The organism is Streptomyces sp. Mut1, from assembly GCF_030719295.1.
Taxonomy (GTDB): Bacteria; Actinomycetota; Actinomycetes; order Streptomycetales; family Streptomycetaceae; genus Streptomyces; species Streptomyces castrisilvae.
Genome location: NZ_CP120997.1, coordinates 2,011,693 through 2,037,041, shown reverse-complemented (window position 1 = coordinate 2,037,041; position 25,349 = coordinate 2,011,693). Strand labels below are relative to the sequence as shown.

Annotated in this window: 22 protein-coding genes; 8 read left to right on the top strand and 14 right to left on the bottom strand. The window is 73.5% G+C overall.

Translation table 11 applies throughout. The features are described from left to right. Positions 1-20 precede the first annotated feature (20 nt). Positions 21-839 (top strand): LLM class flavin-dependent oxidoreductase, encoded by an 819-nt coding sequence (locus tag P8A18_RS08620; RefSeq protein ID WP_306053232.1) that lies wholly within the window; start codon positions 21-23, stop codon positions 837-839. Then, the gene (locus P8A18_RS08615) at positions 836-1,270 is read left to right on the top strand and encodes a nucleoside deaminase (protein ID WP_018556323.1); all 435 of its coding nucleotides are present in this window, start codon (positions 836-838) and stop codon (positions 1,268-1,270) included. The genes P8A18_RS08620 and P8A18_RS08615 overlap by 4 nt, the downstream gene beginning before the upstream one ends. A gap of 40 nt (positions 1,271-1,310) precedes the next feature. On the opposite strand, the gene fxlM is transcribed toward P8A18_RS08615, so the two are convergent. From fxlM to P8A18_RS08575, 8 genes are all read right to left on the bottom strand, one after another. Then, a complete protein-coding gene (gene fxlM / locus P8A18_RS08610) occupies positions 1,311-3,656 on the bottom strand; it encodes a methyltransferase, FxLD system (RefSeq protein ID WP_306053231.1) in 2,346 nt (781 codons plus the stop codon). A gap of 28 nt (positions 3,657-3,684) precedes the next feature. Next, a complete protein-coding gene (locus tag P8A18_RS08605; protein WP_306053230.1) occupies positions 3,685-4,230 on the bottom strand; it encodes an NUDIX domain-containing protein in 546 nt (181 codons plus the stop codon). Then, a complete protein-coding gene (locus P8A18_RS08600) occupies positions 4,227-5,678 on the bottom strand; it encodes an NUDIX domain-containing protein (RefSeq protein ID WP_306053229.1) in 1,452 nt (483 codons plus the stop codon). The genes P8A18_RS08605 and P8A18_RS08600 overlap by 4 nt, the downstream gene beginning before the upstream one ends. A 56-nt stretch (positions 5,679-5,734) precedes the next feature. Further along, on the bottom strand, positions 5,735-7,690 hold the full coding sequence (locus P8A18_RS08595; protein ID WP_306053228.1) for an ATP-binding cassette domain-containing protein: 1,956 nt from the start codon (positions 7,688-7,690) through the stop codon (positions 5,735-5,737). A gap of 259 nt (positions 7,691-7,949) precedes the next feature. Further along, the gene (locus P8A18_RS08590; RefSeq protein WP_306053227.1) at positions 7,950-8,327 is read right to left on the bottom strand and encodes a VOC family protein; all 378 of its coding nucleotides are present in this window, start codon (positions 8,325-8,327) and stop codon (positions 7,950-7,952) included. A 74-nt stretch (positions 8,328-8,401) separates the two neighbouring features. Next, complete coding sequence (locus tag P8A18_RS08585; protein ID WP_306053226.1) at positions 8,402-9,289, bottom strand: PhzF family protein; 888 nt, start codon at positions 9,287-9,289, stop codon at positions 8,402-8,404. A gap of 98 nt (positions 9,290-9,387) precedes the next feature. Then, positions 9,388-9,855, bottom strand: a complete 468-nt coding sequence (locus P8A18_RS08580) for a lamin tail domain-containing protein (RefSeq protein ID WP_306053225.1) — start codon at positions 9,853-9,855, stop codon at positions 9,388-9,390. Positions 9,856-9,942: 87 nt separating this feature from the next. Then, positions 9,943-10,725 carry an SDR family oxidoreductase gene (locus P8A18_RS08575; RefSeq protein ID WP_306053224.1) on the bottom strand — a complete coding sequence of 261 codons (783 nt, stop codon included), beginning with the start codon at positions 10,723-10,725 and terminating at the stop codon, positions 9,943-9,945. A gap of 275 nt (positions 10,726-11,000) precedes the next feature. Here P8A18_RS08575 and P8A18_RS08570 point away from each other — a divergent pair, with 275 nt between their 5' ends. Continuing rightward, positions 11,001-12,629: an alkaline phosphatase D family protein gene (locus P8A18_RS08570; RefSeq protein WP_306053223.1), complete on the top strand. Its 1,629-nt coding sequence runs from the start codon at positions 11,001-11,003 to the stop codon at positions 12,627-12,629. A gap of 3 nt (positions 12,630-12,632) precedes the next feature. On the opposite strand, the gene P8A18_RS08565 is transcribed toward P8A18_RS08570, so the two are convergent. Further along, positions 12,633-13,628, bottom strand: a complete 996-nt coding sequence (locus tag P8A18_RS08565; RefSeq protein ID WP_306053222.1) for a Gfo/Idh/MocA family protein — start codon at positions 13,626-13,628, stop codon at positions 12,633-12,635. Positions 13,629-13,704: 76 nt separating this feature from the next. Between P8A18_RS08565 and P8A18_RS08560 the strand changes: the two genes are divergently transcribed. Continuing rightward, positions 13,705-15,033 carry a multidrug effflux MFS transporter gene (locus P8A18_RS08560; protein ID WP_306053221.1) on the top strand — a complete coding sequence of 443 codons (1,329 nt, stop codon included), beginning with the start codon at positions 13,705-13,707 and terminating at the stop codon, positions 15,031-15,033. Positions 15,034-15,062: 29 nt separating this feature from the next. Continuing rightward, complete coding sequence (locus P8A18_RS08555) at positions 15,063-16,058, top strand: small ribosomal subunit Rsm22 family protein (protein ID WP_306053220.1); 996 nt, start codon at positions 15,063-15,065, stop codon at positions 16,056-16,058. On the opposite strand, the gene ddaH is transcribed toward P8A18_RS08555, so the two are convergent. Then, entirely contained in the window at positions 16,055-16,870 is an 816-nt protein-coding gene (gene ddaH / locus P8A18_RS08550) for a dimethylargininase (protein ID WP_026250482.1), read from the bottom strand. The genes P8A18_RS08555 and ddaH overlap by 4 nt on opposite strands. A 318-nt stretch (positions 16,871-17,188) precedes the next feature. On the opposite strand from ddaH, the gene P8A18_RS08545 reads away from it, so the two are divergent. Then, a complete protein-coding gene (locus tag P8A18_RS08545; protein ID WP_306053219.1) occupies positions 17,189-17,935 on the top strand; it encodes a bifunctional DNA primase/polymerase in 747 nt (248 codons plus the stop codon). A gap of 31 nt (positions 17,936-17,966) precedes the next feature. Here P8A18_RS08545 and P8A18_RS08540 read toward each other — a convergent pair whose 3' ends face one another. From P8A18_RS08540 to P8A18_RS08525, 4 genes are all read right to left on the bottom strand, one after another. After that, the gene (locus tag P8A18_RS08540; RefSeq protein ID WP_306053218.1) at positions 17,967-18,959 is read right to left on the bottom strand and encodes an SCO2278 family lipoprotein; all 993 of its coding nucleotides are present in this window, start codon (positions 18,957-18,959) and stop codon (positions 17,967-17,969) included. 102 nt (positions 18,960-19,061) lie between these two features. Further along, complete coding sequence (locus P8A18_RS08535) at positions 19,062-19,901, bottom strand: heme ABC transporter ATP-binding protein (protein ID WP_306053216.1); 840 nt, start codon at positions 19,899-19,901, stop codon at positions 19,062-19,064. Then, positions 19,898-20,995, bottom strand: coding sequence for a FecCD family ABC transporter permease (locus P8A18_RS08530; RefSeq protein WP_306053214.1), 1,098 nt, complete (start codon positions 20,993-20,995; stop codon positions 19,898-19,900). The genes P8A18_RS08535 and P8A18_RS08530 overlap by 4 nt, the downstream gene beginning before the upstream one ends. Continuing rightward, positions 20,992-22,071, bottom strand: a complete 1,080-nt coding sequence (locus P8A18_RS08525; protein ID WP_306053213.1) for a heme/hemin ABC transporter substrate-binding protein — start codon at positions 22,069-22,071, stop codon at positions 20,992-20,994. Before P8A18_RS08525 ends, P8A18_RS08530 begins: the two co-directional genes overlap by 4 nt. 146 nt (positions 22,072-22,217) lie before the next feature. Here P8A18_RS08525 and P8A18_RS08520 point away from each other — a divergent pair, with 146 nt between their 5' ends. Together P8A18_RS08520 and P8A18_RS08515 are read left to right on the top strand one after the other, a co-directional pair. Beyond that, the gene (locus P8A18_RS08520; protein WP_306053212.1) at positions 22,218-23,639 is read left to right on the top strand and encodes an HtaA domain-containing protein; all 1,422 of its coding nucleotides are present in this window, start codon (positions 22,218-22,220) and stop codon (positions 23,637-23,639) included. Positions 23,640-23,704: 65 nt separating this feature from the next. Continuing rightward, positions 23,705-25,297 (top strand): HtaA domain-containing protein, encoded by a 1,593-nt coding sequence (locus tag P8A18_RS08515; RefSeq protein ID WP_306053211.1) that lies wholly within the window; start codon positions 23,705-23,707, stop codon positions 25,295-25,297. Positions 25,298-25,349 lie beyond the last annotated feature (52 nt).

Sequence of the window (25,349 nt, the reverse complement as noted above, 5' to 3'; positions counted from 1 at the left end):
CACCGGCATATCCTCCACCCATGCGACTTGGCGTCAACGTAACGAACTTCGGGCCCGGGACCGATCCCGGTGTGCTCCGCGAGTGGGCGCGGACCGTGGAAGGACTCGGATTCGATCTGCTCATGGTCTCGGACCACGTGGTCGTCACCCCCGATGTGGCCGCGCGCTATCCGGAGCCGTTCTACGAGCCCTTCACCACGCTGTCCTGGCTGGCCGGGATCACCACCAGGGTGCGGCTGGGCACGACCGTGCTCGTACTGCCCTACCGGCACCCGCTGTTGGTGGCCCGTATGGCCACCAACCTTCAGCAGCTCAGCGGCGGCCGGTTCGTGCTCGGGGTGGGGATCGGCTGGGCGCGCCAGGAGTTCGACGCGCTCGGCGTGCCTTTCACCGCACGCGGCAGGCTGACCGACGAGCACCTCGGCGCCCTTCGCGAGGCATGGCGCGAGGAGGGGGACGGGCCGGCCGGGCCGATTCCCGTCTGGGTCGGCGGCAACAGCGAGGCCGGAATCCGGCGCGCCCTCTCGTACGGCGATGCCTGGCATCCGTTGCGGGGCACGCTGCCCTGGATGCGTTCGGTCCTCGCGAACCACACGCTGCCGGCGTTCGCGCCCCGTATCGCCCTGCGGCTGACCGGCTCCCCGGTCGACGGCCCCGAGCGGCTCGCCGGCACCGGCAGCCTCGAACAGATCCTGGACGATCTCGGCGAGTTGCACCGCCTCGGCGCCGACACCGTCGTACTCGACCCGTACCACGGGGACCCGCAGGACACCCTCCGGCCCCAAGAGGCCTGGCGGGCCCTGACGGCCGTGGCCACACACTGGAGGACACCATCGTGATCACCACCGCCGACGAGGCACTCCTGCGGCGGGCCGTCGCCCTCGCCGCCCGCGCCGTCGAACTGGGCGACGCGCCCTACGGCTCCCTGCTCGCCGGCCCGGACGGCGCGGTCATCGCCGAGGCCCACAACACGGTGCGCCGCGACAACGACATCAGCGCCCACCCCGAGCTGAAGCTCGCCCGCTGGGCGGCCCGCGAGCTGGACCCCGACGCGGCCGCGCGCACCACCATGTACACCAGCTGCCAGCCCTGCGGCATGTGCGCCGGCGGCCTCGCCCGGTCCGGGCTCGGCCGGGTCGTCTACGCGCTCTCCACCGAGCAGCTCATCGAACTCAACCCGGAGTCGGGCGCCTGGCCGGTACCGGAACAGGACGGCCCGGCACTGTTCGACGAGGCGCGCGCGCCCATCGCGGACTACTACCGGCGCTGAGGCATCCCTCCCTCCACGGCCCGCCCGCCGAATCCGCCCCTCATGCCCGCTCCGCCGCTGCGGCGGGCGGTGCCGCCGGGCCCGGCACCCGGGCGGTACGGCCGGGCCACCGGATGACCAGCCGGGCGGACGGCATGTCGAAGACGTCGCCCGGCGGCAGTGCGTCGGCACGGGTGTCCGCCGGGTGCACGGTCATCGGCGGGTAGCCGCGGTCGCGTACGTGGCGGTCCCAGGCCCTGACGCATCCGGCCAGCCGCTCGGCCAGACCGGGTGCGGCCGGGCCGTAGGCGTGGACGCGGAACTCGCTGAGGCGGTCCGCCGGGTCCGGGGCGTCGTGGATCGCGACGTGGGTCAGATACGCGAGTGAGCCGCCCGACACGATCGCGGCCGCGTCCTGCTGGGCGATCAGCGCCGGGTCCTTCGCGCCGCTCAGGCGGCAGAAACCGCGCTGGGTGGTCGCCGCGTAGAGCTGCAACGTCTCGAACGAGTACCGGCCGGGGACGACGACCCCCGTGGCCAGCTCGTGGCGCCGGCCGCGCAGGGCATCGTCCAGCGCGGGCACGTCACCCGCGACGCCGCCCTCCCAACGCGCCGTGACCGCCCCGCCGGCCAGCACGGCGGCCGGGACCGCGCGGGCGGCGCCCCCTCGGTCGCGTACGAAACCGCAGTACGTCCAGTGCTCCGCCACCAGCACGTCGCCGCGCCTGACCAGGGCGACCGAGCGGGTGTAGCCGGCCACGTCGAGCGGGACGACCAGCCGGCCGCCCTCCGCCAGCTGCTCCCGCCAGGCCGGGGCGATGTCCGAGGCGGTGTGCGTGATGATCACACCGCCGAACCCGCCCGCCGGTACGTGAGCGGGCGCGCCCAGGGCGCCGTCGCCGAGGACGGCGGTGACCCGGCCGCTGCCGGCCTCCGCGCACAGCCGCCGGGTGCGCCGCACGACGTACGGGTCGATGTCGACCGTCACCACCCGGCCGCGCGGTCCGACGAGATGGGCGAGCAGCTCCGCGTTGTATCCGCCCGAACCGACCTCCAGGACGGCTCCGCCGGGCTCCAAGCGGAGCCGTTCGGCCATGTCGGCCTGAAGCCAGGGGGCCGATACCGAGCTGACCGCGGTCCCGGGGGCCTCGCGGACCGTGACCACGGCGAGATCGTCGTCGTAGGCCGTCTCCAGGGACGCCTCGGGGACGAAGCGGTGGCGGGGGACCTCGCGCAGGGCGGCCCGGACGGCGGGGGAGGGGGCCCAGCCCCTCCGGATCACCGCGTCCGCCATCCGCCCGCGCAGGCGTGCGGCCTCGGCGGGCTCACCGGGCACGGGCGGGACCCCGGACTCGCAGGGGTAGGAGTGGACGGGCGGCAGACCGGGCAGCACGCCGGGCCACACCGCGTTCAGCGCCTGGGCGGACGGCATGAAGATCCGGCCCAGGGACGCCAGGGTGTGCGGAGGGTGCCACTCCCAGCGGGAGAACCTGTGCGGTTCCGGCAGCCCGAGCTCACCCGCCCAGCCGGTGACGCGGACGACGGGCGTGACGCGGCGTACGTCGAACCGGTCGTCGTGCAGGACGGTGACGACGTGCGCGGCGTCCTCGCGTGCCGTCAGCCCGGTCTCCTCCGCCAACTCCCTTACGGCGGCGGCCTGGGCGGACTCGCCCGTCTCCACGCGGCCACCCGGCAGCTCCCACATGGACCGGGTGGAGCGGCCCAGCAGAACCCGGCCGGCGCCGTCGGTGACCACGGCGGCGGCGCCCAGAACGGCCTGCGGTGCCGGGCGGAGCTTCTCCACGGCGGTGAACGAGCCTCCGGGTCCGCGCAGCACGAGCACCGCCAGGCCCTCCGCGTCGAACCTGCCGGTCTCCTCGAAACCCTCCGCGATCAGGTCCAACTCGCCTTCTTCCAGGGCGATGTGGCGCCGCGCCTCGGGGGTGTGGGCCACGACCGGGGTGATCACGACGAGCGCGCCGCCCGTGCGCAGCCGCGCGCCCAGAGCGTGCAGCAGGCGGGACCGGTCGCGGATGAAGGCGACGCACGACCGCATGGTGATCAGGTCGTATCCGGGGCCGCTGCCCTCCGGCGGGTTCGGCAGCTCGTCGTGCTCGACGTCCAGGCAGCGGAAGCGCACCTGCGGCAGCACGCCGGAGTGCTCCGCGCGGGCCCGGGTGATCGCCTCCGGCGCGAAGTCGACCGCGTCGACGGCGTAACCCAGGCCGGCCAGTGCGGCGGCGAGTTCACCCGTACCGCAGCCGACGTCCAGCGCCCGGCCGGGCCGCCCGTCCCGGGGCGCCGGTGCGTGCTCGGCCAGCAGCGCCCGTTCCCGTACGCCCAGGGGGCGAAACCCCCGGCCCTGCGCGTAGTGCTCGCGCCAGATCTCCGTCCGGTCCTGCTTCAACGTGCCTCTCCTCTCGTCGCCGTGCCGGTCACGCGTCCCCCCACCCCCACGCGTCGAAGTACGCGGCCGTGCCCGTCAGCCGCGCCGTCATCACCGCTTCCAGGCGGGCGAAGTCCTGCGGGGGCATCAGGGGGTGCCACTGGGCCAGGGACAGGGCCCGGACCGCGTCGTGCTCGTCCGGGTCCAGGACGATGGCGCGGATCTGCTCGTCCGTGAGCCGGCCGCCGTCGAAGACGCAGCCCGATGTGCTGAACGGCCAGTCGGTGCCGGGCGGGCCGAAGACCGAGGCCAGCAGGCGGGGCGGCCCCGGCACCACGATGCCCGTCTCCTCCAGGCACTCGCGCCGCGCCGTCTCCCAGGGACGTTCGCCGTGGTCCATCGTGCCGCCGGGGAACTGCCACGGGTGAGTCCGGGAGTACGTCGCCCGCAGCTGCACCGGGCGGTGGTGCTCGTCGGTGAAGAACACGCAGGCGAAGCCGGTCGACTTGGGCACCGAGCGGGCGTACTCCTCCGGCGGGAGCATCACCCGCCCGGACGGTGCGGGGACGCCGTGGGCCGTGCCGGTCCCGGTCATGCCGCCTCCCAGCCCATCTCGGTGAACAGGCGCCCGGCGCGGATGCCGTCGATCGCGGCCCGGGTGTAGGGGACGATCGGGTCGGGAAGGGCGTCCACGGGCCACCAGTCCCAGGACACGCACCGGTCGGGTTCGTACACGGCGGGCTCGCCCCGGGCCTCCGCGCGGAGGAAGAGCTGAATCCTCGGCGGCCCGCCCGCCGCGTCCACCAGGTGCACCACATGGACCAGTTCGGCACCTGCCGGGTCGACGACGAGGCCCGCCTCCTCCCACGCCTCGCGCGCCAGACAGGCGGCGGCGCTCTCCCGCTCGCAGTGCCCGGCCAGGGCGTGGTGGACGTTTCCCGCGTACGCGCTGTCCGGGTGCCTCAGGCCCAGCAGGACCTTTCCCTCGCGCTCCAGGTAGAGGTGCACGCCGACGACGCGCGGAACCGCGCCGCTCCCCGGCACCGGCTTCGGGGGGCCGGCCTGCCGCGCGTGCCGCTGGATCAGGGCGAGGGTCGAGGGCGCCATCCGCAGCCGGGGCATCGTCTCCGGGTCGAACCAGGCCAGCATGACGCCCTCCGTCAGGGGGAGGGCGGCGGCGTCGCCGTTCCAGCGGCCGGCGAAGACCTGGATGAGGTGGCTGGTGCCGTCCAGGCTCACGGCCTCCTCCACCGCGAACGGCGCCAGGCCGGGAAGCACGAGGCCGGTCTCCTCGCGCAGTTCGCGGCGGGCCGTCGCCTCCAGAGAGGCGTCCTGCCGCTCCCGCCCGCCGCCGGTGACCGACCAGGCGCCCGGCTCCCAGATCAGGCCCGGGTAGTGGTCGCGCAGATGCAGCAGGTACTCGCCCCGGTCGTTGCGGATGAGGACGGAGGCGCTCAGCGGCTCCGGCGCCGCGCCCAGGGGTGCGGCGAGGAGCTTGGCGCGCAGGGCCGGGCACGTGGTCTCGGCGAGCGGCAGCCAGGTCACCGCCGAGACCTCGTCCGCCCGGACCGTGGTCTCCACGGTCTTTGGGACGAGGTGGAGGACGAACCGGAAGTCGTAGTGCCGGTGCGCGGGTTCGCCCTTGGCCGGGTTCGCCTCGATCTCGTGCACGTCGATGTCGGCCGGCTCGGCGCGGAAGGCGGCGGTGTGGCTGAGCCGCGCGGCCGGGATGCCGGTCTCCTCCTCCACCTCCCGCAGCGCGGCCCCGAGCAGGGTCGCGTCGCCCGGTTCGACATGGCCGCCGGGGGCGAGCAGCAGGCCGCCCGAAGCGTTGTGCCGCACGTGCAGGACCCGCCCCGCGCGGTCGATGACGGCCGCGCTGCACGTGATGTGCCCCGGCAGCGTCGTCCGGGCGATCGGATCGTCCGCCGCGTCCAGCGCGGACAACAGCGGGGCGAGAGCGTCTCGTTCGGCCGGATGGCGGGCCAGGTACGCGGTCACCACGGCGTGGACGCGGGAGCGGGTGAGGGGTGGCTGTGGCACGGGGGCCTCTCGTTTCGTTGTCGTGGGGCGGAGGGTGCGGGGCGGCGGTCGGCCGGTCAGGGGGTGCCCGGGTCCTGGCCCGTGCGCTGCTGGAGTTCCCACAGCGTTCTGAACAGGCCCGGCTCCCGGGTCAGTTGCTCATACGTCCCCTCCTGCACGATGCGGCCCCGGTCCAGGACCACGATCCGGTCGGCGACGCTGACGTTGGTGAGGCGGTGGGTGATCAGCAGGACGGCCCGGTCCTTGGCCAGGTCCCGCAGGCCGGTGAAGACGCGGTACTCGGCGCGGGCGTCCAGGGCCGCCGTGGGCTCGTCCATCACCAGCAGGGAGGCCTGCCGGTGGAAGGCCCGGGTCAGGACCGTGCGCTGCCACTGCCCGCCGGACAGCTGCTGGCCGCCGAACCACTCCGCCGTCAGCAGGGTGTCGAGGCCGGAGCGCAGCGCGGGCAGCATGTCGATCGCCCCGGACGCCTCGCAGGCGGCGAGCACGGCCGCGTCGCCGGTGTCGCCCTGGCCGAAGGTGATGTTGTCGCGCATCGTCAGCGGCAGATACGTGTACTTCTGCGGGACCAGCGCCACATGGCGCCACGCCTCCCACGGGTCGAGCTCGGCGGTCGTGGTGTGGCCCCAGGCCACCGCGCCCTCGGTCGGCAGCAGCAGCCCGCACAGCAGGCGGGACAGGGTGGTCTTGCCCGAGCCGTTCTCCCCGACCAGGGCCACGATCTCGCCGCGCTTCACATGCAGGGAGACCCCGGCGAGGCTGTCGGCGGGCGCGCCGTCGTACCGGTAGGTGAGGTCGCGGGCCTCGAACCGCTCCGGCGCGGCCGGCAGGGTCCTGGTGCCCCGGGAGTCCGCCATCGCCTGGCCGTGGGCGTTGTCGAGGAACCGCTGCCAGTCCTGGACGTACCAGCCGGTGCGCACCAGCCGCGCCCCGCCGTTGATGATGCCGCGCACGGACGTGGTGGCGGTCTGGAGCGCGAAGACGGCGCCCCCGCCCGCCGCGAGGTCCATGCGGCCGGTGGCCAGGAGGTACAGCAGGGCCGCCCATACGGTGGCCGACGCGACCCCGCCCACGGCGGCGCCGGCCAGCCCCATCCACGCGCCCGTGTCGGCGGCCCTGCGCTCGGCGGCGTTCACGGACGCGGCGAGGCGGCGGTACCGCCCGACGAGGAACGGGCCGGCCAGGCAGGCCCGCATCTCCTCGCTGGACTCCGTGTAGGCCATGTGCCAGCGCAGCTTGGACAGCATCCGCCGGCGCCCCGACGTCTCCAGGTTCGCCAGGTACAGGACACGGGCCGCCCGTACGTACGCGGCGGCCTGCGGCAGGCACGCCACCAGGAGCAGCGGCAGGAGCGCCGGGTGCAGGACCGCGAGCACGGCCGCCCCGGCGGCGAGTGTGGCGGTGGCGGCCAGCACGTCCTGGGACTCGGCCACCAGGTCGGGGGTGACCTGGGCGCCCCGGTCCGCGATGTCGTAGAAGTCGTTGTAGCCGGGCATGTTGTTCGCCGCGAGCTCGGCGCCGAGCGCGGCCTCGATCATCGTCAGCTCCGCCGCACGGGCCAGGACCGGGCGCAGCCTGCCCGTCAGCCACGTCACCACGATGCCCAGCAGGGCGCGCAGTCCGGCGGCCGCCGCGATGACCGCCAGCTGCGGGGCGGCCTCCCACAGCCGGTCCGTGATGTCGCCGGAGGCGATCAGCGCGTTGATGGTGCTCGTGACCGCGAGCAGTTCCAGCGCGGCGAGCACCCCGGTGCCCACCTGGCAGGCCAGCAGGCCCGCCGTCGCCGCCCGGTCCACCCGCCAGGCCATCCTGAGCGACCGGAGCACCAGCGCGGGCAGCCGCCGCGCCATCGTGCCGCTCGTCAGCTGCGCACCGGCCCGGAGCCGGGACTCGTCCCGGTACAGGAACTCCTCCTCCCGCGCCGGGCTTCCGCTACCGCTGTCCGGTGGTGCTTCCTTCTCCGTGCCCGCTGGTTCCGCACTCAGCTGTTCGGGCGTGCTGGCCGAGGTCAAGGTGGCCCCCTCCGTGGTCGGTCGCCGCTGGGTCACACGGCTTAACGACCACGCCCGGAACTCGAACACCTGTGTTTCGGTCGGCCTGCGATCCCCTCCGCGCCGGGCCGCACGGGCGTGCGGGATACATCCACCCGTGCCCCGCACGGGGTCCGGTACGGGGCCGGGTTGGCCGAAACGCCGAGAGCAGCGCATGCGGACACCCGAGCCTCCGGCTCGCGCGCCGGTGCGCGCGGGCGGGGGAACGGGCGCCCGGGGCTCAGCGGTGCGTCAGCACATTGATCACGCGCCCGTTCGGGTCGCGTACGAAGAAGCGGCGCACGCCCCACTCCTCGTCGTGCGGGCCGTACACGATCTCCGCGCCGGCACCGGTCAGCGAGGCGTGCACCGCGTCCACGTCCTCGACCTCGACGCTGAGGTCCGGGGTGACCGGCCCCGTCCGGTCGGCGGTCATGACGCTGATCTGGGCCGTGGGCCGGGTGGGCGACGCCAGGGTCATGATCCAGCCCTGGTTCATGACCTCCTCGAAGCCCAGCAGGCCGTAGAACGCGGCGTTGTCCCGCATCGCCGCCGCGCCGGCCTCGGTGCCGTCGCCCGCACCGACCGGGATGTTGGGAACCACGCGGCGAATCGACATGGGGCACTCCTGTCACAGGGATGACGGCCGGTCACTCCCACCACAATAAGGGCCGCCCCAGGCCGGGCCCCGGATCAGGCCGGCTCCGGCAGGCGGGTGCCCGTGCCGCTCACCCGCACCCGTGCGTCGCCCGCCCGCAGCGTCACCGTGAGCGTGCCGGGGCGGCCCATGTCCTCGCCCTGGCGCAGGGTCAGTTCGGCGGTCTCCGGTACGAGGGACAGCGCGCGCAGGTACGCGCCGAAGGCGGCCGCAGCCGCGCCCGTCGCCGGGTCCTCCACCACACCGCCGACCGGGAACGGGTCGCGGACGTGGAACACGGTGGGGGAGGCACGCCACACCAGTTGGAGCGTGGTCAGGTCCAGCCGGTGCATGAACGCTTCCAGGCGCGCGAAGTCGTAGTCCAGCGCGGCCAGCCGCTCCCGCGTTCCGGCGGCCAGCACGAGGTGGCGTGCGCCCGCGTAGGCGATCCGGGGCGGCAGGGCCGGGTCGAGGCCGGCGGCCGGCCAGTCCAGGGCCGCCAGCGCTTCCGCCAGGTCGGCCGCACCGACGTCCTCGATGTGCGGTTCCACGCTGGTCAGTGTGGCCGTCAGCGCGCCGCCCGCACGGACCACGGTGACCGGCACGCTCCCCGCGCGGGTGGTGAACTCCAGCTCGCCCGGACCGTCCCGCTCGGCGAGGGCCAGAGCGGTCGCGACGGTGGCGTGGCCGCAGAACGGCACCTCGGCCTTCGGGCTGAAGTAGCGGATCACATACCCCCGCGCACCGGGCCCCGCCGCCTCGGCCCGCCCGGTCAGGAACGCCGACTCGCTGTAGCCGAGCCCCGCCGCCACGCCGAGCATGGCCGCGTCGTCCAGGCCGGCGGCGTCGAGCACGACCCCGGCCGGATTGCCGCCCTCCGGATCGGCGGAGAACGCGGTGTAGCGCAGCACTTCGGGGAGCCCGGTGGCGGAAGGATCGCTCATGCGCCGCACAACCACGGGCCCGGCGGCGGCATTCCCGGGCCCGTGGTTGTGCGGCGTTCCCGGGCCCGCCCGCCGGCGGTGCGGACCCGGGGCGGCCCTCAGTGGCAGTTCTTGACGCCGTTGCCGGACTTCGTCCAGGAACAGGAGTCCAACAGCGCGCCGCTCGGCTTGATCAGCCGCGCCTTGTCGCCGGTGTTGTTCCAGACGTAGGAGCCGCGGTTCCAGTACAGGTGGCCGGGGGCGGCCGTGCCCCTGCCGGTGTGCACCCTGACGGTCTTGCCGGGGCTGATGTTGTAGCTGCCGAAGGTGTACGTGTAGCCGGTGTTGTCCTTGAGCTTGTAGCCCTTGAGCTGGAACTTCGACCTGGTGTTGTTGTGTATCTCGACCCACTCCGCCTTCAGCGAGGCGTTGGACCGGGTGTCCTTGCCGGGGCTGTCGTACTGGATCTTGCCGAGGTGCACCCCGCCCCGGTGCTTCGCGGCCGAGGCCGGGGCCGCGAGGAGCAGCGAACCGGCGAGTGCGGTCGTGGCGACCAGAGCGAGGGGCGCCGCGGTGCGTATGCGCATGCTGTGTTCCTTGTGTGGTGTTCCGGTGAAGGACCGTGAGCATAAAGGGCGTACGCACCCGCCGGCGGGGTTATCGCACGATTCGCCTCAACCGCGCCCCACATACGGCATGGCCGTCGCCATGACCGTGGCGAACTGGACGTTGGCCTCCAGCGGCAGGTCCGCCATGTGGAGGACCGTGCGGGCCACGTCGTCGGCGGCCATCACCGGCTCCACCGCCAGTTCGCCGTTGGCCTGGAGGGTGCCGGTCCGCATCCGTTCGGTCATGTCGGTCGCCGCGTTGCCGATGTCGATCTGGCCGCAGGCGATCCGGTGCGGGCGCCCGTCCAGCGACAGCGACTTCGTCAGACCGGTGATCGCGTGCTTGGTCGCGGTGTACGCCACCGAGTGCGGGCGGGGCGTGTGCGCCGAGATGGAGCCGTTGTTGATGATCCGGCCGCCCTGCGGGTCCTGCTCCTTCATCTGCCGGTACGCCGCCTGGGCGCACAGGAAGGCGCCCGTCAGGTTCACATCGACGACGCCGCGCCAGTCCTCGTACGCCAGGTCCTCCACCGGCACCGAACCCGGCCCGAAGGTGCCCGCGTTGTTGAAGAGCAGGTCGAGGCGGCCGAAGCACTCCCGCACGGAGGAGAACAGCGCGTCCACGTCCTCCGGGCGGGTCACGTCGGCGGGGACGGTGATCACCCGGGCCTGCTCGCCGGCCAGCGCGGCGGTCCCGGCGAGCGGGTCCGGGCGCCGGCCCGCCAGCGCGACCGCCCAGCCGGCACCGGCCAGGGCGAGCGCCACCGCACGGCCGATCCCGGAGCCGGCGCCCGTGACCAGAGCCGTCCTCGTCGGGGCGTTCGGCGCGTTCAACAGTCTGTTGTCCATGCGGCCGCAGCGTACGCGCAGCGGCCGCGCGCCCTCGCGCGCCGCCGCCGATTCCCGTCCCCCAGGGGTGATTCCGCAGACCGGTCCGGCGATTCACGGCCCCTCGCGGGCCCGCTCGATGATCATGGCTTTGGCCGCGTACGCGGAGTTTGCCCCCGGGGGCACCATCCTGCCGCACTCCTCATCCAGGCGACGCCCGCGCGACGCGGGCACGACAGCCGCAGGATGCGCCGGCCCGGTGGACTTCCCTCACATCACCAGTCAGGGGAGGACAGATGACGCACTCATCGCCACAGCAGGAGCTGCGCGACGCCGCCCGGCACACCGACCGCCGCCGCTTTCTCACCGTCACCGGAGCCGCCGCCGCGCTCGCCTTCTCGGTCGGCCTGCCCGCCGCCGGGACGGCGAGCGCCCGCGAGATGGAGGCCCGGCAGATCGGCGAGGACCCGTTCACCCTCGGCGTCGCGTCGGGCGACCCGCTGCCCGGCTCCGTCCTCCTGTGGACGCGGCTCGCGCCCCGCCCGTTCGAACCCGACAGCGGGCTGCCGAACGCCCGCGTCGAGGTCCGCTGGGAGCTGGCCCACGACGAGCGCTTCACCCGTGTCGTCCGGCGCGGCACCGCCTACGCCCACCCGGAGTTCCACCACAGCGTGCACGTCGAGGTGGGGGGCCTGGCCCCGGACCGCGTCCTCTACTACCGCTTCCGCGCCGGACGGTGGACCAGCCCCGCCGGCCGGACCCGCACCGCGCCCCCGGCCGGTGCCCGCAAACGCGAACTGAGCCTGGCCGCCGTCTCCTGCCAGGCCTACCACGACGGCTACTTCACCGCGTACAAGCACCTCGCGCAGGAGGACGTCGACGTCGTCTTCCACCTCGGCGACTACCTCTACGAGTACGCCGTCACCGCGACCGGCGGCGCCCGCGACTACACCGACCGCACCCTGCCCGCCCTCTTCAACCGGGAGACGGAGACGCTGGAGGACTACCGGCTGCGGTACGCCCTCTACAAGTCCGACCCCGACCTGCGCGCCGCCCACGCCGCGCACCCCTTCGTCGTCACCTGGGACGACCACGAGACCGAGAACAACTACGCCGGCGACATCCCCGAGAACGACGTACCGCCCGAGGAGTTCCTGATCCGCCGGGCCGCCGCGTACCGCGCGTACTGGGAGAACCAGCCGCTGCGCGCGCCCCAGCGGCCGACCGGCCCCGACATGCGGCTCTACCGCCGCCTGAACTTCGGCCGGCTCGCCCAGTTCGACGTCCTCGACACCCGCCAGTACCGCAGCGACCAGGCGTACGGCGACGGCTGGCAGACCCCCGGACCCGAGTCCGAGGACCCGAAGCGCACCCTGACCGGTGCCACCCAGGAGCGCTGGCTCATCGACGGCTGGCGCCGCTCGCACGCCACCTGGAACGTCGTGCCGCAGCAGGTCACCTTCGCCCAGCGGCGCGACCTGCCGACCGACGCCTTCAAGCTGTCCATGGACTCCTGGGACGGCTACCCGGCCTCCCGCGACCGCATTCTGAAGGGCGCGCGGAGCGCCGGCGTGGACAACCTCATGGTCCTCACCGGCGACGTGCACGTGAGCTACGCCTTCGACCTCAAGCAGGACTTCGACGACCCGGCGTCGCGCACCGTCGGCACCGAGATCGTCACCACGTCCATCACCAGCGGCAAGGACGGCTCCGAGAAGCCGTCCAACTACAACAACCTCACGCGGGCCAACCCGCACCTGAAGTTCTACAACGGGCGCCGCGGCTACGCCGTCGTCACCCTCCAGGAGCGCCGGGCGCGCGCCGACTTCCGTACGGTCTCCGCCGTCACCACGCCGGGCGCCCCCGTCACCACCGCCGGCTCCTACGTCACCGAGGCCGGTGACCCGGGCCTGAAGCCGGCCTGACGCCTACGCGTCCACCGGGTAGCGGACGCCGACGCGGTCACGCACCGCGTCGAGCGTCCGCATCACCGCGAGCGAACCCTCCAGCGGCACCAGCGGGGACTCCGTCTCGCCCGCCCGGACCGCGCGCATCACCTCGGCCGCCTCGTACTGCATTCCCGAGAGGCCCTGCGGGCCCGGACCCGAGGTGATCTCCTCGGGCTCGGCGCCCGCCCGGTGCAGCACGAAGCCCTGCGGGTGGAAGAAGCTGTGCGGGATGTCGATCCGCCCGCCCGTGCCGATCACCGTGGCGGCGGTCGGGTGGTGCCCGACGATCGAGCAGGACAGCAGCGCCGTGGCGCCCGAGTCCCAGCCCAGCAGCATCCCGGTGTTCAGGTCCACGCCCTCCGGCGACAGCAGCGCGTCCGCCTGCACCCGGTCCGGCTCGCCCAGCAGCAGATGTGCGAACGACACCGGATACACGCCCAGGTCCAGCAGCGCGCCGCCGCCCAGCCGCGGATCGCGCAGCCGGTGATCGGGACCCAGGTCGCCCGCGAAGCCGAAGTCGGCCTGCACGGTACGGATCTCGCCGATCGCCCCGTCCCGCACCAGCTCGGTCAGCCGCCGCACGACCGGGTTGCAGTACGTCCACATCGCTTCCATCAGGAAGACCCCGCGGTCCCGGGCGAGCTTCACCAGCTCCCGGGCCTCGCGCTCGTTCAGCGTGAACGCCTTCTCGCACAGCACGTGCTTCCCGGCCTCCAGCGCGAGCGCGGCGGCCTCCCGGTGCGCGGAGTGCGGCGTGGCCACGTACACCACGTCGACCTCGTCGTCCGCGACCAGACCGGCCCAGTCGCCGTACGCCCTCGGTATCCCGAACCGCTCGGCGAAGGCCCGCGCCGAGGCGTCCGTACGGGAGGCCACGGCCACCACCTCCGCGTCGGGCATGGCCTTCAGATCAGCGGTGAACGTCGCCGCGATCCCGCCTGTCGCCAGCACGCCCCAACGGACAGTCCTGCTCATGCACGCTCCAAAAGGTGTCGACCACTCCCGCTGAGCTGAGAGCATAGAGCCGGATTCAACAACTATGGAGATGAGAATGCCGGAGAGCGGCGTCAGCCGGGCCCAGCACATACGCACCACCGACCCCACCCCCGACAGCACCACCGGCACCGGCACGGCACAGCCCCGGGCCGTCACCGCGGCCGCCCGGCGCACCGGCCTCCTCGTCACCCTGGTCCTCGGCGGACTGACGGCGCTCCCGCCGCTGTCCATGGACATGTACCTCCCGGCGCTCCCCGCCGTCACCGACTCGCTGCACGCACCCGCCTCCACGGTCCAGCTCACCCTCACCGCCTGCCTCACCGGCATGGCGCTCGGCCAGGTCATCGTCGGACCGATGAGTGACCGCTGGGGCAGGCGCCGCCCGCTGCTCCTCGGCATGGCCGTCTACGTCCTCGCCACCGCGATCTGCGTCTTCGCCCCGTCCGCCGGGCTCCTCATCGCCTTCCGCCTGATCCAGGGCCTCGCGGGCGCGGCCGGCATCGTCATCGCCCGCGCCGTGGTGCGCGACATGTACGACGGCGTCGCGATGGCGCGGTTCTTCTCGACCCTGATGCTGATCTCCGGCGTCGCCCCCGTCATCGCACCGGTCATCGGCGGACAGGTCCTGCGGCTCACCGACTGGCGCGGCATCTTCGCCGTCCTCACCGTGGTCGGCGTCCTGCTCACCTTCGTCGTCTGGAAGTGGCTCGACGAGACCCTGCCGCCCGCCGAGCGCCACACCGGAGGCGTCGGCGACGCGCTGCGCACGATGCGCGGGCTGCTCGCCGACCGCGTCTTCACCGGCTACATGATCGCGGGCAGCCTCGCCTTCGCCGCCCTCTTCGCCTACGTGAGCGCCTCGCCCTTCGTCATCCAGGAGATCTACGGCGCCTCCCCGCAGACCTTCAGCCTGCTGTTCGGCATCAACTCCATCGGACTGATCGCGGTCGGCCAGATCAACGGCAAGCTGCTCGTCGGCCGGGTCAGCCTCGACAAGGCCCTCACCTGCGGGCTCGTCGCCATCGTGGCCGCCGCGGTCGCCCTGCTCCTGATGACGTCCGGGGCCTTCGGCCACGTCGGTCTCGTGCCGGTGGCCGCCGGACTGTTCGTCCTGATGTCGGCCATGGGCCTGGCGATGCCCAACACCAACGCCCAGGCACTGATGCGGACCAAGCACGCCGCCGGATCGGCCTCCGCGCTGCTCGGCACCTCGCAGTTTTTGATCGGCGCCATCGCCTCCCCGCTCGTCGGGATCGCCGGCGAGGCGACCGCGGTGCCCATGGCCGTCGTCCAACTGGTCTGCGCGGTCGGCGCCCTCGCCTGCTTCCTCGGCCTGTGCCGTCCCCAGGGGGTATCTCCCCGGCAGCGCACCTCCGCGATCTGAGAGCCCCCCACCCCGCCTACAATTCCTCGGTGAACGCCACCCTCCCCACCGCGGAAGCCCTGCGCGCCGCCCTGTCCGGACTCCTGGACGGGCTGCCGCCCAAGCAGGCGGGCCAGGCCGTCGACCGGCTCATCGCCCACTACCGGGGCACGATTCCCACCGACACCCCGGTGCTCCGCGACCGCTCGGACGTGGCCGCGTACGCCGCGTACCGGATGCCCGCCACCTTCGAAGCCGTACGGGCCGCCCTCGGCGCCCTGCGCGCGGCCGCCCCCGACTGGGCGCCCGCTACGCACACCGACGTCGGCGGCGGAACCGGGGCCGCGAGCTGGGCCGTCGCCGGGGCGTGGGAGGGTCACCGCACCACGGTCCTGGACTGGGCCGAACCCGCCCTCGCCCTCGGCCGCGAACTGGCCGCAGCCTCCGGCCTGCCGGCCCTGCGCACCGCCGAGTGGCGGCGCGCCCGCATCGGCGAGGACCTGGACCTCGCCCCCGCCGACCTGGTCACGGTCTCCTACGTGCTCAACGAGCTGACCGGCCCGGCACGCACCGCGCTCATCGACGCCGCCGCGGCCGCCGCGCGGGCCGTCGTGGTCGTCGAGGCCGGCACCCCCGACGGCTACGCCCGGATCATCGACGCCCGCGACCGGCTGACCGCCGCAGGGCTCACCGTCGCCGCGCCCTGCCCGCACAGCGGCGCCTGCCCCATCGAGCCGGGCACCGACTGGTGCCACTTCTCGGCCCGGGTCAGCCGCTCCTCCCTGCACCGCAAGGTCAAGGGCGGCACGCTGCCGTACGAGGACGAGAAGTTCAGCTACGTCGTCGCCACCCGCTTCGCGCCCCGGCCCGTGACCGCCCGGGTCACCCGCCGGCCGCAGATCCGCAAGGGCCAGGTGCTCCTGGAGCTGTGCACCCGCGACGACGGCCTGGAGCGGGCCACGGTCACCAAGCGGCACGGCGAGCTGTACCGCGCCGCCCGGGACACCGACTGGGGCGACGCCTGGCCGCCCCCGCAGGCCGGTTAGCCGCGCAGCTCCTGCGTGCAGCACTTCACGCTGCCGCCGCCCTTCAGCAGCTCGCTCAGGTCCATCGGCACCGGCTCGAAACCGCGCGCCCGCAACGGGTCGAACAGGCCCGTCGCGGCCTGCGGCAGCAGCACATGGCGCCCGTCGCTCACCGCGTTCAGACCGAGCGCCGCGGCGTCCGGCTCCTCGGCGATCAGCGCGTCCGGGAAGAGCCGGGCCAGCACCGCGCGGCTGCCCGGTGAGAAGGCCGGCGGGTAGTACATGACCTCGTCGGCCGCGTCGTCCAGCACGCTCAGGGCCGTATCGAGGTGGTAGTAGCGCGGGTCGACCAGATCGAGGCCGATCACCGGACGGCCGAAGAACTCCTGCGCCTCCGCGTGCGAGAGCGGACTCGACCGGAAACCGCGCCCGGCCAGGACGTACGAGGCGGTCACCGCGAAATCGCCCTCGCCCTCGTTGACGTGGTCCGGCTCGTGGATCTCGGCGAAGCCGCGGTCACGGAACCAGTCGCGGTGGGCGGCGGCCTCCTCGAACCGTTCCCGGTAGGCGAAGCGGGCGCCGAGCACCCGGCCGTCGATCACCGTGGCCCCGTTCGCCGCGAAGACCATGTCGGGCAGGTCGGGCCGGGGCTCCAGCAGATCCACCGTGTGACCGAGCGCACGGTAGCGGTCGCGCAGGTCCTCCCACTGGGTCTGCGCCAGCGGCAGGTCGACGGGCTTGGTGGGATCCATCCAGGGATTGATGGAATACGTCACCCTGAAGTGGGAAGGGGCACACATCAGATAGTGCCGGGGTGTGGCTTCACGAGGCAAGGAAGGCTCCTCACGAAATCGTCGCTGCGGCTGTGGCCGCTGCGGCCGGTGCGTCGCACGGGTGTGTGCGTGAGCCCATGGTGCGGCCTGCGGGCCCCCGGGCGCAGTGGTCCGATCGGGTGGTTCGGGCGGACACGCCGCGCCACGTGCGCCCCCCGCCCGGTTCCGGGCCGGGGACACACGCGCTCTTTCGTGACAAAGCGTGTGATAGCGCCCACCCTGCGGCACCGGCCGTCCCACCCCGCTTCCGGACTCTGGCCACCCGAGGCGCAGGATGGTGGGACCATGGGCAGGGGCAACGCAAAGGCAAGGGGATAGATGGGCGCCGATTTCGGCCGTAATCGCGGCTCAGAGAGCAAGTTTTCCCAGTGGCTGCGGCGACGACCCAAACCGCAGCAGCGCGAGGTCGACGACACCGCACGGGAGGCGCTGCTCCTGGCTGTCGCCGAAGCCGGAATGCCGATCGCGCCCGCCGCCCACCCGGTCGGCTACCGATGTTCGTGCGAACGCATCGGCTGTCCCACCCCCGCCCGCCACCCCATCTCCTTCGCCTGGCAGACGCAGTCCACCACCGACCGCGCCCAGATCGAGCGCTGGGCGCGCAGCCAGCCGCAGGCGAACTTCATCACCGCGACCGGCATGATCCACGACGTGCTCGACGTCCCGCTGTCCGCCGGCGCCCAGGCGCTGGAGCGGCTGCTCGAAGCCGGGATCGAGGTCGGCCCGGTCGCCCGCTCCGGCGACGACCGGATGCTGTTCTTCACGGCGACGCGCGGCACGCCGGAGGACGAGGACGAGTGGTGGCCGTGCGAGCTGGACTGCCACCCCGAGACGATGGACGAGCACCCGGGCCTGCGCTGGCACTGCCGGGGCAGCTACGTCCTGCTGCCGCCGGCCCAGCTCCCCGGCGAGCTGGACGTCGCCTGGCTGCGGGGCCCCGAGCACCCGCTGCCCGACCCGCTGACGCTCCTGGAGACGCTGACGGACGCCTGCGCGCGGTTCGTGGGCTCCGCCGAGCAGAGTGAGGTCGATCACGACGCGGTGGCCTGGCCGCTGCGCCGGTGACCGGGCGGGGCCCGGGTCCTCCGGCGCCCCGCTACGAGCCCTTCGCCGCCGTCAGGCCGGGCAGCCGGTTCAGCACGGTCACCTTGAGCTCCGCGGCGCCCTTCCCGGGGACGTACACCAGCTGGCTGGAGATCCGCTCCTTGGTCAGGGTGCTCTTCACCTCACCGGTGAGCAGCGCCTCCACATCGGGGTCCACCGTCGGCCGCAGCCCCTTCGCCGCGGTCTGCCGTTCGTAGTGCTTGCTGCTGAAGAAGACCAGCGCGCCGCCGTTCCCGGTCGCCAGCGCGAGAGGCGCGAACGTGCCGTTGTCCAGCGGCTGGTCGACGTACTGGTAGGAGAAGCCGGCCCGCTTGGTGTTCAGCCGGGCGTCGCGCCACTGGGACGTCGCGGTGCCGGGCGCGAACACATCGGGCGTGCCCTTCTGCAGGTACCGCGTGTACTGCGTGCCCAGGTCCCGCGGGGCCACCGCCAGGTCCGCGCTGTCCACCGCGACCGGCTCGGCGAGGCCCTCGGCGTCCTTCGGGAGGACGGGTATCCGGTCCGGGGCGACGACCGCCAGATAGGCGGCCTTCCAGCCCGCGTCGGGGCCGGACTTGACGAAGGCCAGCAGCCAGCGGGTGTCCTGGTCGCCCGTGTCCCGGTCACGGTTGGAGTCCGTGTCGGCGAGGAACCAGCGCGGCCAGCCCGCCTTCTTCGGGATGACGAACTCGGCGTCCGTCAGCTCCAGCGGCTGGTGCCGGGCGTTGCCGGTCGGCTCGATCGTGTGACGGGCCTTGAGCCCCGCCTGGTTGATGGCGCCGAGGGAGCCCGTCACCAGGTCGGCGTCGAGCGCCGGATCGTACGCCTTGTCGGCGGCGTTGTACGCGGCGGTGAACTCCTTCAGGACCCGCGCGGCCTCGGACTTCGTCGCGGCCGGCACGACTGCCTCCTCGCCGTGCACGGTCACGCACCCGCTCGCCGCCAGGCTCAGCACCGTCGCCACCGCGAGTCCCGTCACCGGCCGTGCCGGCTTCAGACTTCTCATCCGTTGCTTTCCGCGCCTTCTGATCCGTCGCCACTGACCGTCCGAACCCTACCGGGGAGACGAACACCGCGAGGGCCGGGACCGGATTGGGCGGTGCCGAGGTCAGGCGGTCCGGTCCGGTACGACGAGCGGCACGCCCGTCCGCGGGTGCGGGAACACCTCGACCGGCTGCCGGTAGACCCTGCCGAGCAGTTCGCCGGAGAACACCTCGGCCGGCGGGCCCGCCACCGCGATCCTCCCCTCGTGCAGCACGGCCGCCCGGTCCGCGTAGGCGGCGGCGAGCCCCAGGTCGTGCAGGACGACGACGACCGCGTCCCCGGCGGCGGCCCGCTCCCGGCAGATCCGCAGCACCAACTCCTGGTGGCGCAGGTCCAGCGCGGCCGTCGGCTCGTCCAGCAACAGCAGCGGGGCCCGCTGCGCCAGCACCCTGGCCAGCGCGACCCGGGCCCGCTCACCGCCGGACAGCGCGGAGAAGGGGCGCGCGGCGAACTCGGTGACCTCGGTGGCCGCCATCGCGGCGGCGACCGCCGGATCGTCCTCGTCCGCCCGGTCCGTACCCGCCCAGGGCGCGCGCCCCATCCGTACGACGTCCTCCACCGGGAACGGGAACGCGAGGGCCGCGGACTGCGGCAGAACGGCCCGGCGCAGGGCCAGTTCGGGGGCGGCCCAGTCGGTGACCGGCCGTCCGTCGATGCGTACGGCACCGCTCTCGGCCGGCAGGTCGGCGGCGAGCGCGGCCAGCAGGGTGGACTTCCCGGCCCCGTTCGGGCCGACGAGGGCCAGGACCTCGCCCGCGTGCGCGGTCAGGTCGATGGAGTCCAGCACCTGCCGCCCGCCGAGCCGCACCCGCAGCCCGCTCACCTCGGCGACCGGGGCGCCGGCCGGTACACGTACGGGCAGCTGCCGGCTGTTCGTGGGGAAGAGGTTCCGCAGCGACTTCATGCCCAACCACCTTGCTTGCGACGGGTCCTGCGCAGCAGCCAGAAGAAGAACGGGCTGCCGAAGAGCGCGGTCAGCACACCGAGCGGCAGCTCCGCCGGGTCGGCGACGGTACGGGCCGCGAGGTCGCCCGCGACCAGCACGAGCGCGCCGCCGAGCGCGCTGCCGGGGACGAGGAAGCGGTGCCCCGGACCGTTCGCCATGCGCAGCAGGTGCGGCACCAGGAGCCCGACGAACGAGATGATCCCGGCGACCGCGACCGCCGCCGCCGTCAGCAGCGCCACGACGAGCACCAGCACGAGGCGCAGCCGCTCCACATCGACGCCGAGATGCCGGGCGGGCCGCTCCCCGAGCGCGAGCAGGTCCAGCTTGCGCGCGTAGAAGGGGGCGACGACGAGCCCCAGCGCCGCGCACGGCAGGACGGCCAGCACCTTGGGCCAGGTGGCCTGGGCCAGCGAGCCGAGCTGCCAGAAGGTGATCTGGGTGATCTGCGCGTTGTCGGCGAAGAAGACGAACAGGCCGATGAGGGCGCCCGCGAAGGCGTTGACGGCGATCCCGGTGAGGATCAGTGTCACCACCTCGGTCCGGCCGCCCGACCGCGACAGCGTGTAGACGAGGAGCACGGTCAGCAGACCGGCGGCGAACGCGCAGACGGTGATGGTCCAGTTGCCGAAGAAGGTCAGTCCGAGCGCGATCGAGGCGACCGCGCCGACCGCGGCGCCCGCGGAGATCCCGATGACGCCCGGCTCGGCGAGCGGATTGCCGAACACGCCCTGCATCAGGGCGCCCGCGCAGCCGAGCGAGGCGCCGACCAGCAGCGCGAGGACGACCCTCGGCAGCCGTACGTTCCACAGGACGCTCTCGCCGACCCGGTCCAGGGCGTGCCCGCCGAGCCCCATCCGGTGCTGGACGGAGGCGAGGACGTCACCGAGCGGAATGCTGTACGCGCCGAGCCCGGCGGACAGCAGGCAGCCCAAAATCAGCGCCGCGAGCAGCCCGGCGGTGAGGGTGACGGCGGTGGAGCGCCGGGCCCGGGGCAGGGCCGCTGGAGCCTCGGGCCCGGCTGTCTTGGCGGGTGCTTCGTAGGAGGTCGTCACTTGCCCGCACCGCTCTCCGGGTAGAGCTGGGCGACCAGTTCACTCAGGACGCGGTCGGTGCGCGGGCCGTAGTTCAGCAGGACCCCGTCGTCGACGGAGACGATCCGCCGGTCCATCCCGGCCGGGGTCTCGGCGACGCCCGGGATCTTCACCAGGCCGTCGACGCCGCCGACCGATTCGAGGCCCTTGGTCATGACGAGGATCGCGTCGGGCGCGGCCTTGGCCAGCGCCTCGCTGGTGATGGCGGTGAAGTCCTTCTTCAGCCCGGACTCCTTGCCCGCGTCGACCGCGCCCGCGGCCTCCAGCAGCGAACCGGCCCCGGAATCGCGGCCGCCCAGCAGGTAGACGGAGGCGGAGCCGCGCAGATAGAGGAAGGCGACGCGCGGCTTCCCGGCCCCGCCGGCCGGTGCGGGCACGGACTCGCGCACGGCGTCGATGCGGTCCTCGGTGCGCTGCTTCAGCGTGGCCCCGGCCTGCGGCACGCCGAGCGCCCCGGCCACGGTCTCGATCCGGCGGCCCACATCGGCGAGTTCCTTGGCGGGCTCGACCACCACGAGCGGAATCCCGGCGTCGCGGATCTGGCCGATCGCCTCGGCGGGGCCGGTCGTGGTGTCCGCGAGGACCACGGTGGGCTTCAGCGACAGGACGCTCTCGGCCGACACGTCGTGGGCCCGGGTCACCACGGGGAGCTTCTCGGCCTGTTCGAAGGTGGCGGTGATGTCGCGGGCCACGACCTGCTTGCCGAGCCCCAGCGTGAACACGATCTCGCTCAGGCTGCCGGTCAGCGGCACGATCCGGTCCGCGGAGGTGATGGTGGTCCGCTTTCCGTCCGCCGAGGTGACGGTCACGGGCAGCTTCGGGGCGGGCGTGCCGGTCAGCGGCTCTATCCGGTCGGCGTCCGCCGCCGACGAGGCCCCCGCGCCGGAGGTCTTCGCCGAGGGCGGCTCCGTACCGCCGCAGCCGGACAGGAGCAGGACCGAGGCCAGGGCGAGGGCGGTGGTCAGGACGCCGGTGCGCCCGCGCCCGGTTCGCCGGGCGCTGCGGCCCGGCGGGGCGAAGTCCTGCGAGAAGCGCACGGGGCACCGTCCTGTCGTTGTGCGGCTCGTACTACGGCGAGCAGTTGGTGGCGATCTGGGAAGAATGTGACGGAAGGGGGTACCGGCACGGGATGTACATACCTTAGGTTAGCCTTACCTGTGTTTCCAGACTTCGGAGGGGCCCCATGCCACCGTTCAGACCTGCCCGCGCTCTCGCCGTGGCGCTTCTCGCGGTCCTGCTGGGCGCTCTGCTCCCGGCGACCGCCGCGCAAGCGGCGAGCCGTACGGTGCAGGGCGGACGGCTGGACTGGGGCATCAAGTCCTCGTTCCAGAGCTATGTCACGGGCCCGATCGCCCAGGGGAGTTGGGGGCTGACCGGCGGTGCCGCCACGGTCGGCGGCAGCCAGTTCCGCTTCCACTCCGCGACCGGCTCCTACGATCCGGCGAACGGCGCGTTCCGGGCCGGCTTCTCGGGCGGAGTCCGCTTCGTGGGGCACAAGAAGTCCGGCGGATCCTACGAACTCGACCTCACCATCAGCCGTCCCACCGTCCGCATCCAGGGCGGCAGCGGCACCCTGTACGCGGACATGGTCAGCAAGGAGCGGGGGAGCGGACGCGTCACCTCCGCCGCCCAGGTCCCGATGGCCACGCTCAACCTGTCCGGGATCGACATGCGGGGCGGTTCCACCCCCATCGCCCTCAACAACATCCCGGCCACGCTCACCTCACAGGGCGCCAAGTCCTTCGCCGGCTACTACACGGCCGGCACACCGCTGGACCCGGTCAGCCTCTCCGTGGACACCACAGGCCCGGCCGCGAAGCCCAGCCCCTCGAAGTCCTCGGCCACGCCCGGCAAGAGCACCGAGCAGAAGAAGAAGAAGAAGACCGCGGCCGGTCCCTTCGAGGACGGTGCCGTCGACTGGGGCGTGCGCCGCACCTTCCGCGAGTACGTGACCGGCTCGATCGGCCAGGGCGAGTGGACCCTCGCCGACGGCGCCCAGGACGGCGGCGCGCTCTTCCGCTTCCCGAAGGGGAAGGGCACGTACGACCCCGAGAAGCAGACCCTGGCGGCCACCTTCGCGGGCAGCGTCCGCTTCACCGCCGCCGACGGCCTCGATCTGAAACTGTCCGGGTTCGCGGTGGGCGTGAAGGCGGGCAAGGGCACGCTGCGCGCCGACGTGCTGAGCGACGGCGCGGCCACGAAGGCGGTGCCGCTCGTCACCTTCACCGCCAAGGACTTCGCGCCGAAGGACGGCCTCGCGGTCCTCACCGAGGCTCCCGCCACGCTGACCGCCGACGGCGCCAAGGTGTTCGGCTCCCTCTACAAGGCGGGCACCGCCATGGACCCGGTCTCGCTCGCCGTGGCCACCGACGCGAAGGCGGAGCTGCCCGCCCTGCCCGACCTGGGCAGCGACGCCACCGCCACGCCGGAACCGTCGAAGAGCCCGGTGACGAAGGCCGCCGCGGTCCCCACCGCGGCCGAGGCGGACGACGACTCCCGGACCGGTCTCTACCTGGCCGTCGGCGGCGCCGGAGTGCTTGCCGCGGCGGCCGCCGCGCTGCTGCTCGTACGCCGCAACCGGGCGAAGCCGGACGCCTCTTCCTGACCCCCCGCACCACCCCGTCCCCACCATCCCCGTCGACCTGTTCATCCCTGAGGAGACCCCCGATCATGGCAGCCACCCGCCGCCCCATAACCCTCGCCGCAGCCGTCGCCACCGCCGCCGCACTCGGCGCCTCGCTGGCCCTTCCGGCCCTCGCCGCCGACCGTTCCGCGCCGAACGCCACCGCCGCCGCGCCGACGATCGAGCTGAAGGACGGCACGCTGGACTGGGGCTTCAAGGAGTCCTTCCGCAAGTACATCGGCGGCGCCGGCAAGATCACCGTGAAGGACGGCGCCACCCAGGCCGACGGCAACGGTGTCTTCACCTTCGTCAACGGCAAGGGCACGTACGACATCACCACGCACGGCACCGACACCGCCTTCGACGGCGGGGTCAACTTCTTCGCCCACGGCGGCGTCCTGGACATCACGCTCTCGGACGTCAAGGTCTCCACCGCCGGCACGAGCGGCGCGATCACCGCCGACGTCGCGACCGCGGAGGGCACGCAGAACGACGTGGCCGTCGCCGACCTCGACCTCTCGGCCGTGAAGCCCGGCCAGGGCGCGGGCGGCGCGATGGTCTTCAAGGACATCCCCGCCAAGCTGACGAAGGCCGGCTCCGAGGCCTTCAACGGCCAGTACAAGGAAGGGGAAGCGCTCGACCCGGCCACGCTCACGGTGACGGCCGCCGCCACCCCGACCGAGAAGCCCACGGACGAGCCCACCCCCACCGAGAAGCCCACAGACACGGCCACCCCGACCGAGAAGCCGACGGACGAGGCCACCCCCACCGAGAAGCCCACCACCGAGCCCACGCAGCCGACGACGAAGCCCAGCCCGACCGCCACGGCGACCGCCACCGACAAGCCGGCCGCCGAGTCCGGCCCGATCGTCGACGGCACCCTGGACTGGGGCGTCAAGGCGTCCTTCCGCTCGTACGTCACGGGCCCCATCGCCGGCGGCAAGGTCGAGACGACGGACGGCGCGAGCGCGACCGCCGACGGCTACCGCTTCTCCGACGCCACCGGCAGCTTCGACGCCGCCGGGCAGACCCTGAAGGCCGAGTTCGACGGCAAGGTCCGTTTCCTCGGCCACAAGGAGGACGGCGCCTACACCCTCGACCTGTCGCTGACCAACCTGGCGATCCGGTCGGACGGCACCAAGGCCCAGCTCGTCGCCGACGTCTCCTCCAAGGACCGGGAGACGAAGAAGGTGTCCAGCTACACCGCGCTGGCCATCGCCGACCTGAAGCTGCCCGCCGGCAAGCTCGCCGCCAAGGACGGTGTGGTGACCCTGTCCGGTGTTCCGGCCACCCTCACCGCCGACGGCGCCACCAAGGCGTTCGGCTCGATGTACGACGCGGGCGCGGAACTCGACGCCCTGACCGTCGCGGTCTCCCTCGACAAGGACGCCACCCTCCCGTCCGGCTCCACCACGGGCGGCTCGTCCACCGGTGGTGGCACGGGCGGCTCGTCCACGGGCGGCTCCGGCAGCGTCGGCGGTTCGGGCAGCGTCGGCGGGGCCGGCACGATCGGCGGCTCGGGCGCCCTGGCCTCCACCGGCTCCGACATCCCGGCCGGCGCGCTGTTCGCCGCCTCGGGCCTGGTCGTCGCGGCCGGCGCGGGCGCGGTCGCCGTCGCCCGCCGCCGCCGTACCGCCTGACAACCCGGCACCTGGTGACACCACCGCCCGGGTACCGGCCCTCTCGTGGGGC